The 13,719-nt window shown below is 74.3% G+C and carries 12 protein-coding genes; 4 read left to right on the forward strand and 8 right to left on the reverse strand.

Annotated elements, in window-relative coordinates; genetic code table 11:
- The first annotated feature begins 2 nt into the window (after window positions 1-2).
- A complete protein-coding gene (gene fxsA, locus DEJ50_RS28225; RefSeq protein ID WP_150210901.1) occupies window positions 3-587 on the forward strand; it encodes an FxsA family membrane protein in 585 nt (194 codons plus the stop codon).
- Between the two features lie 622 nt (window positions 588-1,209).
- On the opposite strand, the gene DEJ50_RS28230 is transcribed toward fxsA, so the two are convergent.
- From DEJ50_RS28230 to DEJ50_RS28240, 3 genes are all read right to left on the reverse strand, one after another.
- Window positions 1,210-1,584, reverse strand: a complete 375-nt coding sequence (locus DEJ50_RS28230; protein ID WP_003959706.1) for an RNA polymerase-binding protein RbpA — start codon at window positions 1,582-1,584, stop codon at window positions 1,210-1,212.
- 268 nt (window positions 1,585-1,852) lie between these two features.
- Window positions 1,853-3,241: an MFS transporter gene (locus DEJ50_RS28235; RefSeq protein ID WP_150210902.1), complete on the reverse strand. Its 1,389-nt coding sequence runs from the start codon at window positions 3,239-3,241 to the stop codon at window positions 1,853-1,855.
- A 22-nt stretch (window positions 3,242-3,263) separates the two neighbouring features.
- Window positions 3,264-4,034 (reverse strand): glycerophosphodiester phosphodiesterase family protein, encoded by a 771-nt coding sequence (locus DEJ50_RS28240; RefSeq protein WP_150210903.1) that lies wholly within the window; start codon window positions 4,032-4,034, stop codon window positions 3,264-3,266.
- A 296-nt stretch (window positions 4,035-4,330) separates the two neighbouring features.
- Here DEJ50_RS28240 and DEJ50_RS28245 point away from each other — a divergent pair, with 296 nt between their 5' ends.
- Complete coding sequence (locus DEJ50_RS28245; protein ID WP_150210904.1) at window positions 4,331-5,833, forward strand: PLP-dependent aminotransferase family protein; 1,503 nt, start codon at window positions 4,331-4,333, stop codon at window positions 5,831-5,833.
- 190 nt (window positions 5,834-6,023) lie between these two features.
- Here DEJ50_RS28245 and DEJ50_RS28250 read toward each other — a convergent pair whose 3' ends face one another.
- Both DEJ50_RS28250 and DEJ50_RS28255 read right to left on the reverse strand, forming a co-directional pair.
- Entirely contained in the window at window positions 6,024-7,598 is a 1,575-nt protein-coding gene (locus tag DEJ50_RS28250; RefSeq protein WP_150210905.1) for a hypothetical protein, read from the reverse strand.
- Window positions 7,599-7,626: 28 nt separating this feature from the next.
- The gene (locus DEJ50_RS28255; RefSeq protein WP_007262923.1) at window positions 7,627-7,821 is read right to left on the reverse strand and encodes a hypothetical protein; all 195 of its coding nucleotides are present in this window, start codon (window positions 7,819-7,821) and stop codon (window positions 7,627-7,629) included.
- Window positions 7,822-8,108: 287 nt separating this feature from the next.
- On the opposite strand from DEJ50_RS28255, the gene DEJ50_RS28260 reads away from it, so the two are divergent.
- The gene (locus tag DEJ50_RS28260; protein WP_150210906.1) at window positions 8,109-8,531 is read left to right on the forward strand and encodes an ankyrin repeat domain-containing protein; all 423 of its coding nucleotides are present in this window, start codon (window positions 8,109-8,111) and stop codon (window positions 8,529-8,531) included.
- A gap of 312 nt (window positions 8,532-8,843) precedes the next feature.
- Window positions 8,844-10,250, forward strand: coding sequence for a HEAT repeat domain-containing protein (locus DEJ50_RS28265; RefSeq protein WP_150210907.1), 1,407 nt, complete (start codon window positions 8,844-8,846; stop codon window positions 10,248-10,250).
- Between the two features lie 1,183 nt (window positions 10,251-11,433).
- Here DEJ50_RS28265 and DEJ50_RS28270 read toward each other — a convergent pair.
- Genes DEJ50_RS28270 through DEJ50_RS28280 form a run of 3 tightly spaced genes read right to left on the reverse strand, consistent with a single transcriptional unit; the run spans window position 11,434 to window position 13,714 of the window.
- The gene (locus DEJ50_RS28270) at window positions 11,434-12,306 is read right to left on the reverse strand and encodes a biotin-dependent carboxyltransferase family protein (RefSeq protein WP_411757645.1); all 873 of its coding nucleotides are present in this window, start codon (window positions 12,304-12,306) and stop codon (window positions 11,434-11,436) included.
- Window positions 12,303-12,938 carry a 5-oxoprolinase subunit B family protein gene (locus DEJ50_RS28275; protein ID WP_223837934.1) on the reverse strand — a complete coding sequence of 212 codons (636 nt, stop codon included), beginning with the start codon at window positions 12,936-12,938 and terminating at the stop codon, window positions 12,303-12,305. Before DEJ50_RS28275 ends, DEJ50_RS28270 begins: the two co-directional genes overlap by 4 nt.
- Window positions 12,935-13,714 (reverse strand): LamB/YcsF family protein, encoded by a 780-nt coding sequence (locus DEJ50_RS28280; RefSeq protein ID WP_150210908.1) that lies wholly within the window; start codon window positions 13,712-13,714, stop codon window positions 12,935-12,937. Before DEJ50_RS28280 ends, DEJ50_RS28275 begins: the two co-directional genes overlap by 4 nt.
- Window positions 13,715-13,719 lie beyond the last annotated feature (5 nt).

Genomic DNA, 13,719 nt, shown 5'->3' on the forward strand with positions numbered 1-13,719 from the left:
GTATGACGACCGGCGCTCCCACCTCGACGGCCCCCCGGCGCTCGCCGCGCCCCCGAACTTTCGTGCCCCTGGGCATCGCCGCCTGGCTGGTCCTGGAGATCTGGCTGCTCGGCCTGGTCTCGCAGCAGCTGGGCGGCCTCGCGGTGCTCGCGCTGCTCGCGGGCGGTTTCGTGCTGGGCGTGGTGGTCATCAAGCGGGCCGGCCGGCGCGCCTTCAAGAACCTCACCAGCACCTTCCAGCAGGCCCAGGAAGCGGTCCAGACGGGCCGGCCGCCCACTGCCCCGCAGCCCGCGGCCAAGGGCTCCGGCAATGGCCTCACCATGCTGGCAGGCCTGCTGCTGATCATGCCGGGCCTGCTCTCCGATGTCCTCGGCCTGCTCCTGCTGCTGCCGCCGGTCCGGGCCCTGGTGAGCCGCCGGGCCGAGCGCACCCTGCAGAAGAAGATGGCCTCGGCGCCGGCGGGCAGCTTCGGCGACGCGTTCCAGCAGGCCCGTATCCACTACCCGGACGGCAAGATCGTCCAGGGCGAAGTCATCCGCGAGGACCCAAGCCCGGACCCGACCCCCCGCCCTCCCCTGACCCCCTGACCCACCGCACCCCCTGCCCCGCCCGCCCTACCGGCGCCCGGGCCAGAGGCATGCCCGCGGCCGGCGCCCGGGGCCGCCGTGCCATCGCCCGAGCAGCGGCCTGTCCGCGCCCGGGGCCACCGTGCCGCCGCAGGCCCGGGCCGGGCCCGGCCCGCCGCAGCGGCGACCAGGCAGCCGTAGGCCCGCGTGTATTCGCGGCCGGGGCCGCCCTGCCGCCCCGGGCCGCGCCCGGTCGACGGTCCCGCGCTCTCCGCAGGCCGGGCCCCGCCCGCCGTACCAGAGGGCGGGGCAGCGGCATTCCCGCGGCCGGGGCCGCGCCGTGCCTCCCCGGGCCGTCGCAGACCGGCGCCCCGGGCCGCGCCCGGTCGACGGTCCCGCGCTCTCCGCAGGCCGGGCCCCGCCCGCCGTACCGGCGAGCGGGGCAGCGGCATGCCCGCGGCCCGCGGCCGGGGCCGGGCATGGCCCGGCCGCAGGGGCGCCCGGGCAGCCGTAGGCCCGCGTACATTCGCGGCCCGGGCCGGCCCGGGCCGCGGCAGGCATGGCGAAGAGCCGCTGGGCTCCGCCACCCTCGGGTGGCGGAGCCCAGCGGCTCTTCAACTGCGCAGACGTGCCCGAAGGCGCGCTACGCGGACTTGCGGCTGTCCCGCGGATGCACGGCAATGTTCATGGCTCCGGAGCGCAGGACGGCCAGCCGCTCGGCCAGCACCTCCTCGAGCTCCTCGCGGGTACGCCGCTCCATGAGCATGTCCCAGTGCGTTCGCGCAGGCTTGCCCTTCTTCTCTTCGGGCCCGTCCCCGTCCACGAGGAGTGCCTGGGCGCCGCACGCCTTGCACTCCCACTCCGGCGGAATCTCTGCCTCAACCGAGAACGGCATCTCAAATCGATGTCCGTTCTGGCATGCGTACTCCACCGCCTGGCGCGGGGCCAGATCGATGCCGCGGTCCGTCTCGTAGCTGGTAACCACGAGGCGCGTACCGCGGAGAGCTCGCTCACTCATGAATCGTGCCTCCCGGGCTTGTCGCCCACAGGACAGGTGTCGCTGTCGTCGTCATCCGGTCAACGTCCGGTCGGCGGTATAGATTCCCGCTCCGGGTCATGCGTCGCCCGTCGTGCCGCCCCTTGTTGTACCCACCAATGCCCGTTTTGTCACATCTGGCAGCAGATGTCACCCAACGTCTTCACTTCTTCAACACGCAGTAACGGTCCGCCTGGCAGGCCAAAGGCGTACACTACCGGCCTTTCACTTGAACGTGTAAATCCGTTCGTCAAATCCGTGCGGGAACCGGGTTCCCGGCCGCTTCCACGGCCCGCCGGACCGGCACCCGGGCCAGCAGGACGAAGCCCACCGCGAAGAATGCCACCAGCGAGATGATCGCGTCCCGGTAGCTGCCGGTGAGCTGGTAGGTGAGGCCGAACACCAGGGGCCCCACCCAGGCGACCCCACGATCGCTGATCTCGTACGCGGAGAAGTACTCGGCCTCCTTGCCCGCCGGCACCAGGTGGGAGAACAGCGACCGGGACAGTGCCTGGCTGCCGCCCAGCACCAGCCCGATCATCGCGGCCAGTGCGAAGAACCACACCGGGGTCCGGGCCGGCAGAAAGTATCCGGCGGCCAGGGTCAGGGTCCAGGCGGCCAGCGAACCCAGGATCGTCCGCTTGGCGCCGTACACCCGGGCCAGCCGGCCCATCCCCAGCGCTCCCGCCACCGCCAGCACCTGCACCAGCAGCACCGCCACGATCAGGGTGGACTGCTCCAGCTCCAGTTCCTCCGAGCCGTACACGGAAGCCTGCGAGATCACCGTCTGCACGCCGTCGTTGTAGACCAGGTAGGCCAGCAGGAACGACAGGGTCAGCGGATGCCGCCGCATGTCCTTCAGCGTGGCCGCCAGCTGCTTCCAGCCGGTGCCCACCGCCGGCGCCGCCGGATCCCGGACCACCCTCCGGTCCCGCAGCCGCCGCAGCGGGATGATCGCGAACGCCCCCCACCACAGACCGGCCGAGGCCAGACAGATCCGCACCGCCATGCCCTCGGTCAGCCCGAAGGACTCGTGCCCCTGGTAGAGCACCAGGTTCAGTACGAGCACCAGCGCGCCCGAGGCGTAGCCGAAGGCCCAGCCGCGCGAGGAGACCGTGTCCCGCTCGTCCGGGCCCGCGATCTGCGGCAGGTACGAGTTGTAGAGGACCATCGAGACGGCCAGCGAGGCATTGGCCACCACCAGCAGCAGCCCGCCGAGCAGATAGCGGTCCCCGCCCAGCAGGAACATTCCGGCAGCCGCGGTCGCCCCGGTGTACGCGGCGGCGGCGAGCAGCGGCTTCTTCCGGCCGGTCCGGTCGGCCAGCGCGCCGACCAGCGGCATCACCAGCACCGCCACCAGCACCGACAGCGACACCGAGTAGGCGAAGAAGGACCCGGCCCGCACGGGTATGCCCAGCGGGTGCACAAAGCCCTCGGCATCGGCGGCGTTCTTGGCCACCGAGGTCAGATACGGCCCGATGAACACCGTCAGCACGCTCGTCGAGTACACCGAGCAGGCGAAGTCGTAGAAGTACCAGCCGTGCTGCTCGCGTCTTCGGGCCGCTGCCCCGTCGGCTTCGGCGTCCCGGGTGCTGCCGGCTGCGCCGGGTTCCGCTTCGTCCGTGGTCCGCGCACTCATGACCGGGTGCCCCCTCGCAGCTCTAGGCCCAGGATCCGCGCCGGTCCAGCACCGTGCGCAGGATGTCGATCCGGTCGGTCATGATGCCATCGACACCCAGGTCCAGGAGTGCCTCCATGCGTTCCGATTCGTTCACGGTCCAGACGTGCACCTGGAGCCCGCGCTCGTGCGCGGTACGGACGAACCGCCGGTCGACCACGCGGATGCCCGCCTGGGTCTCCGGCACCTGTGCCGCCACCGCCCCGACCCGCAGCGCCGCCGGGATCGCGTACGAGCGCAGCCGCAGCCCGACCACACCCCGTACCCCGTACGAGGTGGCCAGCCGGGGACCGGCCAGCCGCTGGGCCCGGGCCACCCGGCTCTCCGAGAACGACCCCACGCACACCCGGTCCCAGAGCCCCCGCCGGGCGATCAGGTTCACCAGCGGATGCAGCGCGGACTCCGCCTTGACGTCGATGTTCCAGCGGGCGTCGGGGAACTCCTCCAGCAGCTCCTCGAACAGCGGCAGCGGTTCACTGCCCGCCACCCGGGCCTCCCGCACCCGGGTCCAGGGCAGCTCCGCGATCCGGCCGGAGGAATCCGTGACCCGGTCCAGGGTCGCGTCGTGGAACGCCACCAGCTTCCCGTCGAGGGTGGCGTGGACATCGGTCTCGAAATACCGGTAGCCCTCGTCGGCGGCCCGGCGGAAGGCGGTGAGGGTGTTTTCCAGCCCGTCCGCGGCCCCTCCCCGGTGCGCGAAGGGAATCGGAGCCGGATGGTCCAGGTACGGGTGCCGAAGGCGTACGTGCGTCACGGCGGCAGTATGCACCGCGCCGGGCCACCGAGGGCGCACGGGCGGGTGCACGGGCGGCATACGGGCGGCGGCGTACGGGCGGCAGCGGGCGGCAGCCGCTGGCGGTGGAGCGGCCGGCCCGGTCCGGGCCGGCCGGCGGGCTGGGGAGCGCCGGGGGAGGGGCGGGGGTGGGCTGGTGCCGGGGGAGGGGGCCGTGACACCCTGTCCGGGCAGAACCAATCCCATCCCGGTCACATCCAATCCCGGTGGAAATCCGCTCAGGACGTGGCCAATCCGATGAAGGTGGACCGGACAGCATGGCTCAGTGGACCTCTGCGGTGGGTGCGACCCAGCTCGCCCGGCTGATCACCTCGCAGCAGCCGACGCCCGCCGCACCCGGCGCCCGCAAGCCGCCCGCCTACCGGGCGCTGGCCGACGGCATCCGCCTGCTGGTCCTGGAAGGCAGGGTTCCGGTTGCTGCCCGGCTCCCCGCCGAACGGGAACTGGCCGTCTCCCTGTCCCTCAGCCGCACCACCGTCGCCGCCGCCTACGAGGCGCTGCGGGCCGAGGGCTTCCTGGAGTCCCGGCGCGGCGCCGGCAGCTGGACCGCCGTACCGGCCGGCAACCCGCTGCCGGCCCGCGGACTGGAACCCCTGCCCCCGGAGGCCCTCGGCTCGATGATCGACCTGGGCTGCGCGGCGCTCCCGGCCCCCGAGCCCTGGCTGACCCGCGCGGTCCAGGGTGCGCTGGAGGAACTCCCTCCGTACGCCCACACGCACGGGGACTACCCGGCCGGGCTGCCGGCGCTGCGCCGGATGCTCGCCGACCGCTACACCGAGCGTGGCATCCCGACCATGCCGGAACAGATCATGGTCACCACGGGCGCGATGGGCGCCATCGACGCCATCTGCCACCTCTTCGCCGGCCGCGGGGAGCGGATCGCGGTCGAATCCCCCTCGTACGCCAACATCCTCCAGCTGATGCGGGCGGCCGGGGTCAGGCTGGTGCCGGTCGCCATGTCGGACGGCCTGGACGGCTGGGACATGGCCACCTGGCGGCAGGTGCTGCGGGACGCGGCCCCGCGCCTGGCCTATGTGGTCGCCGACTTCCACAACCCCACCGGAGCGCTGGCCTCGGACGACCAGCGCCGGGCGATGGTCGAGGCGGCCCGCTCGGCGGGCACCGTCCTGGTGGCCGACGAGACCATGGCCGAGCTCAAGCTCGACGAGGACCTGGAGATGCCCCGCCCGGTCTGCTCCTTCGACCCGGCGGGCAGCACCGTGATCACGGTCGGCTCGGCCAGCAAGGCGTTCTGGGCGGGCATGCGGATCGGCTGGGTCCGCGCGGCCCCCGATGTCATCCGCAGCCTGGTCGCGGCCCGCGCCTACGCCGACCTGGGCACTCCGGTACTGGAGCAGCTGGCGGTGAACTGGCTGATGCGGACCGGCGGCTGGACGGAGGCGGTGGACCTGCGCCGGGCGCAGGCCCGCGACAACCGTGACGCCCTGGTCGCGGCGGTCCGCCGCGAACTCCCCGACTGGGAGTTCGCGGTTCCGCGGGGCGGCCTCACCCTGTGGGCCCGCGCGGGGGGCCTCTCCGGCTCCCGCCTCGCCGAGGTCGGCGAACGCGTGGGCGTCCGGGTGCCCTCGGGCCCCCGCTTCGGGGTGGACGGGGCGTTCGAGGGCTATGTCCGGCTGCCGTTCACGGTGGGCGGCCCGGTGGCCGACGAAGCGGCCACCCGCCTGGCGGCGGCGGCCCGCCTGGTCACCACGGGCGCCGCGGGCCACACCGCGGAACCCCCTCGCACCTTCGTGGCCTGACCCTGGCCCGCGGGCGAGCCGCTGCGGCCCGCGCCCCCTCGGTGCACGGGCTTCGGCCGGCACCGGGCGTAGCCCGGGCATACGGCCGGGGTCCGGGGCGGAGCCCCGAGCGGGTCCGGGCTGCCGCCCGGTTCCGGGGAAGGACGGGGTGGGGAATTGCCCCGCGCAGCGGCGCCCCGCCCGCCCGCGGCTACGTCGCCTCCGCCCGGACCTCCGGCAACAGCGGCGGCTGCGTATGCGCAGCTCCCTGCTTCGCCCGTTCCGGCAGCAGTCCCAGCACCGCCTCCCGCGCCTCCACCCCCGCCCCCTCGTCGTACGGATCCGGCGTCGCCGGAACCTGGAGCCGGTGCACCGGCCCCGTGCCCAGCCGTGCGTACCCCCGCCCCACCGGCACCTCCGGCGTCGGCGTGGTGTGCGGCGGCACTCCCAGCACCGACCTGATCTGCTCCACCGAGGCAGGCCCCAGCACCACCCGGGCCCGGGTGTGCGCCCACACGGCCTCGCCCAGCAGCTCCAGGTGGTCGAACTGCTCCGCCACCACCACCGTCACGTTCGCCGCCCGCCCGTGCCGCAGCGGCACCTGCAAGAGGGCGAACGGATCGGTCCGCCCGTCCACCGCCGCCAGGTGCCCGAGCACGCTCGGCCGGTCGAGCAGAATCCACACCGGCCGCCGGACGTCCTCCGGCGCGGGCCGGCCCTCCTGCCGCGCCCGGTTGGCGGCGAACAGCCGCCGCTCCGTCTCCTGCGCCGCCCACTCCAGCGTGGTCCGGGCCCCGCCCACCCCGCATTCGACCGCCAGCACGCCCGTACGTCCGGTCAGACAGGAAAACTCCCCGCTCCCCGCGCCCTCCACGATCAGCACGTCGCCGCCGTGCTGCAGGGCCTGCAGGGCGATCGAGCGGAGCAGCGTCGACGTACCGCTGCCCGGCCGGCCCACGGCCAGCAGGTGCGGTTCGGTCGCCCTCGTTCCCGTACGCCAGATCACCGGCGGCACGTCCCGCGGCTCCTCGCCCTGCCCCTCCCGTACCGGCAGGGTGCGCTGCACACTGCCCGCATCGGTGAAGCCGAGCACCGTCTCGCCCGGTGAGGTCACGAAGCGCTGCGCGGCGATTTCCGTCGGCAGCGGCGGCAGCACGTTCATGTCGAGGCAGTTGCCCTCCTCGTCCCAGTCGAAGAGGTACTCGCGTCCGCGCCCCGACTTGGCGTGCAGCAAGGCCTCGATCCGGGCCCGGGACTCGGCCTCGCCATCGGTGAAGTACGCCGGGTAGCGGATCCGGAGCCGGGTGATCCGGCCGGGCCGGTCGAAGGCGTAGTCGGTGAACGCCGCGTCCCAGGCGCCGCCGTGGGAGAACAGCGGACTGGGGTCGTCCGGCACGGAGAAGTACGGCACCAGCGCCTCGTAGAGCGAACCGAGCCGCTCCGCCTCGGCCTCGCCCGGCCCCTCCGCCGCGGGGGCGCGGTCCCGCCCGTGCCAGGCTGCCGCCGCCATGGCCGCGATCATGGCGAGCAGAGGACCGTACGGGACGAGTGCGACGACCAGGACGCAGGCTGCGCCCAGGAACAGGGCGGGACCGCGCTTGTCCTTGGGGGTGTCGGCCCACTTGCGGCGCCCGGCCGCGGCCATGATGCGCAGTCCGCGCCCGATGACGAGGAGCGGATGGAGGACGTCCGTGGCGCTGTCGCGGGCCGTGCGCGCGATGTCGCGGCCCCTGGCCAGCGAAACGCTGCCGCGCTCGAGGATGCGGGGAAGTGGGCGCCGGGCCACGGGCGTCTCCTGAAGTTGTCCGGTGCGGTCAGAGCTTGATGCCGCCGAGCAGGCTGGCCAGGCTCGCCGTACTGGCCGTGATGCTCGGTGCGATCGCGGAGCCGGCGAGGAAGAAGCCGAAAAGGGCGCAGACGAACGCGTGGGTCAGCTTCATCCCGTCCTTCTTGAAGAAGAGGAAGCAGATGATGCCGAGCAGGACCACGCCTGAGATGGACAGGACCATGGGAGGCTCTCCTGGTGGGTGGGGACAGCAGGGGACGGTGGGGGACTGCGGGTACTGAAGGGACAGCGGGGGACAGTCACCATCAGTTCTCCCTACCTCACAGGAAGTATCAATGCGACAACAGGTTCATTCGGGTGAATAGCCGGACTTTTCACCTGGTCGGCTCAGCTCCCCGCCTCGGGCCGGGCATGTGCGGTTACGGGCAGTAAGCTGTGGCTTCATCCGAACGGACGACATGCGGCAGTGCAGCGGCAGAGCCGAGCAGAAGTGAAAGGCGGTACGCCCCGATGAGCGAGAGCCCCCAGGACGTTTCGGGCGGCCAGGGCGCCCCCGACGAGGACGTCATCGAACTGGCCACCAAGATCTTCGACCTGGCCCGGCAGGGTGACACCCGGACCCTCGCCGCGTACCTGGACGCCGGCGCCCCGGCGAATCTCACCAACGACCGCGGCGACACCCTCGTCATGCTCGCCGCCTACCACGGCCACGCCGACACCGTCACGGCCCTGCTGGAGCGCGGCGCCGAGGCCGACCGGGCCAACGACCGCGGCCAGACCCCGCTCGCCGGAGCCGTCTTCAAGGGCGAGGAAGCCGTCATCCGCGCGCTGCTCGCCGGCGGCGCCGACCCGGCCGCCGGCACCCCCTCCGCCGTGGACACGGCCCGCATGTTCGGCAAGACCGACCTGCTCACACTCTTCGGAGCCGAGTAGTCCGCTTTTTCGGGGGGTGATCGGCCGGGAGGGGCCTCGAGTTGATCCCGGCTTGGTCACGGCGGCCGTAAATGTGGTCGCGGTGCACAAACCGGCTGGGCCATCATGGCGTCGGATCCGGAGAACGCCCCAAAGGACGGGGTAGAGACCCCGAAGGACGGGGTACGGGGGGAGCTCCGGTCACCGACGAAAGAGAGAAGGCCATGGTCTACATCGAGCGGAACATGACGGCGGACGTCCTCACATGCTGTTACGCGGCCCTGTGAATCCCGATTCCCGGTTGCGTCCCCAGCTTGATTTGAGGCCATTCCCATGTTCGAACCAGTCATAGCTCCGAGCGGTACCCTGCTCGGGCTCCTCCAGCGGGGCCGTGGCGACGGCACGCTGCACGCGCTCGCCGCGCCCCGGGCCGAGGCCCTTACGGCGCTGAACCAGTGCGTGCTGCACGACCCGCGCCAGGACTGGCAGGTCGAGAACCGCTCTCTGTACTACGCCAGGCTCTATCTGGACCTCGACGGTCCGCTCACCGAGATCGAGAACCACCTGTTCTCGGCGGAGGACCTCGTCGACGACTCCGACACCCGCACCGGGCTCGCCCTGTCCGTACTGGGCCACCTCGCCTCGTACGGCCGCGACGACGCGCTCATGCTGCTGCGCCGGTACGCCGCCTCGGGCGCGAACTGGGCCTGGGCGCTGGACGAGCTCGCCCTGCGCGACGACGACGCGGGCCTGCGTGCCCTCGCCGGACCCGTGCTCGCCCACTTCCCCCGCACACCGGAAGGTGAGGCGCGGCTGGCCGCCGCCATCCGCGACGCCTACGAACCGCGCCCCTGGAGCCTGTGGGAGGCACTGCCCGCGCACGGCGCCCGCCTGCGGGCCGCCCGCGAGCAGGGCTCCTTCTCGCGCTGGCAGCGGCAGATGACGGCCGGCGGCCCGCGCCCCGGCTGGAGCGTCGAAGCCGTCTTCGACTGGGCCGCCGAAGGCCTGCGCCGCGGTACTCCGCTGCATGTGCCGGCCGCCCGCTGCCTGGCCGCCGTGGCCACCGCCGAGGACCGCCCGCGGATCCTCGCGGCAGCCGCCGGCGCGGCCGGCGAGGCCGCCCGCGCCACCGCGCTGCACCACCTCGTCCTGGCCGAGCCGGAGAACCCGGCCGTCCTCGACCTCATCGAAGCGGCCGGGGACGAGCCGGCCATCGCCGCCTTTCGGCGCATGACCGGCCCTTCGGCCGTGGACCGCGCCCGGACCTGGGCCCAGCGGCCCGACGCCCTCGGCGAGGCGGCAGCCACCCTGCTCGCCGACCACGGCGGCCCGGAGGACACCACCCTGGTCCTCGCCGCCCTGCGCTCGACGGTCCGCGCCGCAGGCCCGGACTCCGTCACGCTCTTCCCGCTGGTGGACGGCGCGGGCCGGTTGTCGATCGGCTGCGCGGCACCGGTGCTGCGCCATATCTACCGCGAGACGTCCTCCTCGCACCTGCGAGGCCGCGCGGCCCGCGCCCTGGCGGCCACGGACCCCTGTTTCGCGGCGGGCTTCGCGGTCGAGTGTCTGTGGGACTGCGAGGAGTCCACCCGCGAGGTCGCGGCCCACCACGCCGAAACGGCGGACGCCCGCGTGGCCGACCGCCTCCGCCGCCTGGCGGCGGACCCGGCGGAGGAGGAGGACGTCCAGTCGGCAGTCCGCAGCAGAATGGCCCCGGGCCCGGAGCGAGGGCGGGGCTAGGGGGTCTTCTCTGGGGCGGGGGCGAGGGGGCGAGGGGGCGCGGGGGCGCGGGGGCGAGGGAGCGAGGGGGTGCGGGTGCCTCGGGGGCTGCCCGTCAGTCCTCAGTGTCCTTCCGTGCCCGTCCGCCCTGTCAAGGGCGCTCCTTCGTCGCGTCGCTGCGCGATGTCGCTGCGCTCCACCCTTGACAGGACGGCCGGTCCCGGAAAGACAAGGACTGTCGGGCGGCCCCCGGGGGAGGGCGGACGGCAAGGGGGACCCGCCCCGGATGCGGCTTGGCTGGGAAGGCCGGCCGGCGGCTCCGGCCGACCGGCCGCCCTGTCGGGCGGTGAGCCGTGGCAGAGCGAACCCGGGACCGGCCGGGCGGGTCGGAGCCCCGGGGCGCGCACCAGATCGCTATGCGCTCCACGTGCCTCAGCGTCGCCTGGCCGCCTGTGGCCGGGCATAGACCGCCAGCGGCCAGCATGTCCTCCAGCCGTCTCCGCGTCCTGCGACCGGCTGTGGCCGGACAACGACCCGCCCTTGTGGGCGGGGAGTTCCGATCCGGCGAAGCCGGGACATGGCCGGCGGGTCGGAGCCCCGGGGCGCGCACCAGATCGCTACGCGCTCCGGCCGGTTCGGCGTCGCCTGGCCGCCTGTGGCGGGACAAATGCCGCCATTGGCGGCGATGCCCTCCGGCAGTGAGGTGGCAAGCGGGCCGGTCGGGGCCGGTCCCAGACCGCCACCGACCGCCACGCCCTCCGGTCGTGTCAGCGGCCCGAGACCGGCTGTGGCCGGTCAATGACCCGCCCTTGCGGGCGGGGAGTTCCGATCCGGCGAAGCCGGGACCGCCACCGACCCCTACGCGCCCTGGCAGTGAGGCGGCAAGCGGATCGGCCTGCGGCCGGACCCAGACCGCCACCGACCACTACGCCCTCCGGTCGTGTCAGCGGCCCGAGACCGGCTGTGGCCGGTCAATGACCCGGCCTTGCGGGTGGGGAGTTCCGATCCGGCGAAGCCGGGACCTGGCCGGCGGGGCGGAGCCCAGGGGCGCAGCGGATCGCTACGCGCTCCGGCCGGGCCGCGTGTGGCGGGACAATGGCTGCCATCGGCCGCGATGACCTCCGGCGGTCTGGCGGCAAGCGGACTGGCCAGGCCCGGACGCGGCAGATCCGAGACCGGAGGCCGGACCGGGCCGCCCGGTCACTTACGGGCCCACCATCACGAACCGCACTGCCACCCCCGGCCTCGCCTGCGCCGCCCCGGCCAGGGCCTCGTGTGGGACCACGCCGAGGACCGGGTAGCCGCCCGTCACCGGGTGGTCGGCAAGGAAGACGACCGGGAGGCCGTTCGGGGGGACCTGGACCGCCCCCAGCACTATGCCCTCGCTCGGGAGTTCCCCGCCGCGCGCCCGGACCAGCGCCGGGCCGCCCTCGATGCGCAGCCCGATCCGGTTGCCCGCCGAGGAGACCCGGTAGGCCCCACGGGCGAGGGCCGCCACCGACTCCTCGGTGAACCAGTCCGCCCGCGGCCCCGGCCGCACCGGCAGCACCAGCTCCGTCGGTGGCGCCGGCACCCGCAGGGTGTCCGCGCCCGCGACCGGGCCCCAGGGCCGTCCCACCGGCAGGACCGTACCGGCCGTCAGGACCGGCGGCCCCAGCCCCGACAGCAGGTCCGTGGCCCGGCTGCCCAGCACCGCCGGTACGGCGAAGCCGCCCCGCACCGCAACGTGGCTCCGCACCCCGTACGCCGCCGCCCCCACCTCCAGCACCGCCCCGTTTGGCACCCGTACCGGCGCACCCCACGCCGCCGGACGCCCGGCGACACGTACCGGACACGGCGCACCCGTCACCGCCACCGTCACCGTGCCCACCGCGCGCAGCGCGACCCCGTCCAGCGTGGTCTCCAGCGTCGCCGCGTCCGCGGGATTGCCCAGCAGCCGGTTGGCCAGCGCATGCGCCTCGGTGTCCAGCGCCCCCGACCGAGGCACGCCCAAGTGCGCGTACCCGGGGCGGCCCAGATCCTGAACCGTGGTCAGAGAGCCGGCCCGTACCACCTCCAACCCTGACGTCGGCCTCACGCGCCCGCCTCCACGAACCGCACCCGCACCCCCGGCGCGAACAGCGCCGCCGGCTCCCGTCCCGGGTCCCACAGCACCGCGTCGGTACGGCCGACCAGTTGCCAGCCGCCGGGCGAGGAGCGCGGGTACACGCCCGCGTACTCGCCCGCCAGGGCCAGCGATCCGGCCGGGACGGCGGTACGCGGGGTCGCCCGGCGCGGCAGGTGGAACCGCTCCGGCAGCCCGGTCAGATAGCCGAAGCCCGGCGCGAAACCGCAGAACGCCACCCGGAACGGCGTGCCGGTCACGATCCCGGCCACCTCTCCGGCCGCCACCCCCCACCGCCCGGCCACCTCCGCCAGGTCCGGCCCGTCGAACCGCACCGGCACCGTCACCTCAGGGCCTTCCCCCGCCGCCACCGGCGGCACCTGCCACCCGGCGATCCGCGCCGCCAGCGCCTCCGGCGCGGCCACCCCGTCGATCAGCACGGTCCGGGCGGCCGGCACCACATCGCGTACGCCCGCCAGCCAGGGATCGCCCGCAGCCCGCCGGCGCAGCACCTCCGCGTGCAGCGCGGCCACCTCCGCGGCGGAGTCCACCTCCAGCAACAGCGCCTCCGCCCCCACGGGCAGCGCCCGCACCGCCCCCGTCACGTGAACGCCTCCACCCGGGCCCCCGCCCCGGCCAGGGCCCGCCGCACCCGCAGCGCGAGCTCCGCTGCACCCGGGGTGTCCCCGTGCAGGCACAGCGAACGCCCCGCGCCACCCCGTACCAGCGCCAGGGCCTGGGCCACCACCGCCTCCGGGTCGTGCAGCACCGCTCCCGGTTCGCTGCGCGGCACCAGCGTCCCCTGCGGGGTGTACGCCCGGTCCGCGAAGGCCTCCGGTACCGCTTCCAGCCCCGCCTCCCGGGCCGCCGCCAGCAGCTGCGATCCGGGCAGGCCCAGCACCGGCAGCCCCGCCCCCGGCCCGGCGGCCAGCCGGACGCCCGCGACGACCGCAGCAGCCTGGCCGGTGTCGTGCACGGTCCGGTTGTAGAGCGCGCCGTGCGGCTTCACGTACGACACCCGGGAGCCGGCCGCCCGGGCGAACACCTCCAGCGCGCCGATCTGGTACGCCACCTCGTCCGCCAGCTCCTGCGGCGGCACGTCCATCGCCCGCCGCCCGAAGCCGGCCAGATCGCGGTACGAGACCTGGGCGCCGATCCGTACGCCCCGCCCGGCGGCCAGCTCGCACACGCGCCGCATGATGGACGGGTCCCCGGCATGGAACCCGCAGGCCACGTTGGCGCTGGTCACCGCCGACAGGAGCGCCTCGTCGTCGGTCAGCGTCCACCGGCCGAAGCCCTCGCCGAGATCGGCGTTCAGGTCGACGACCAAGTCCGGCACCGGGGCCGGCACCGGGTCCGAGGGTGTGATCATGGAAGGCATGCGGC

Origin of the sequence: Streptomyces venezuelae, assembly GCF_008642295.1 — a bacterium.
Lineage (GTDB): Bacteria > Actinomycetota > Actinomycetes > Streptomycetales > Streptomycetaceae > Streptomyces > Streptomyces venezuelae_C.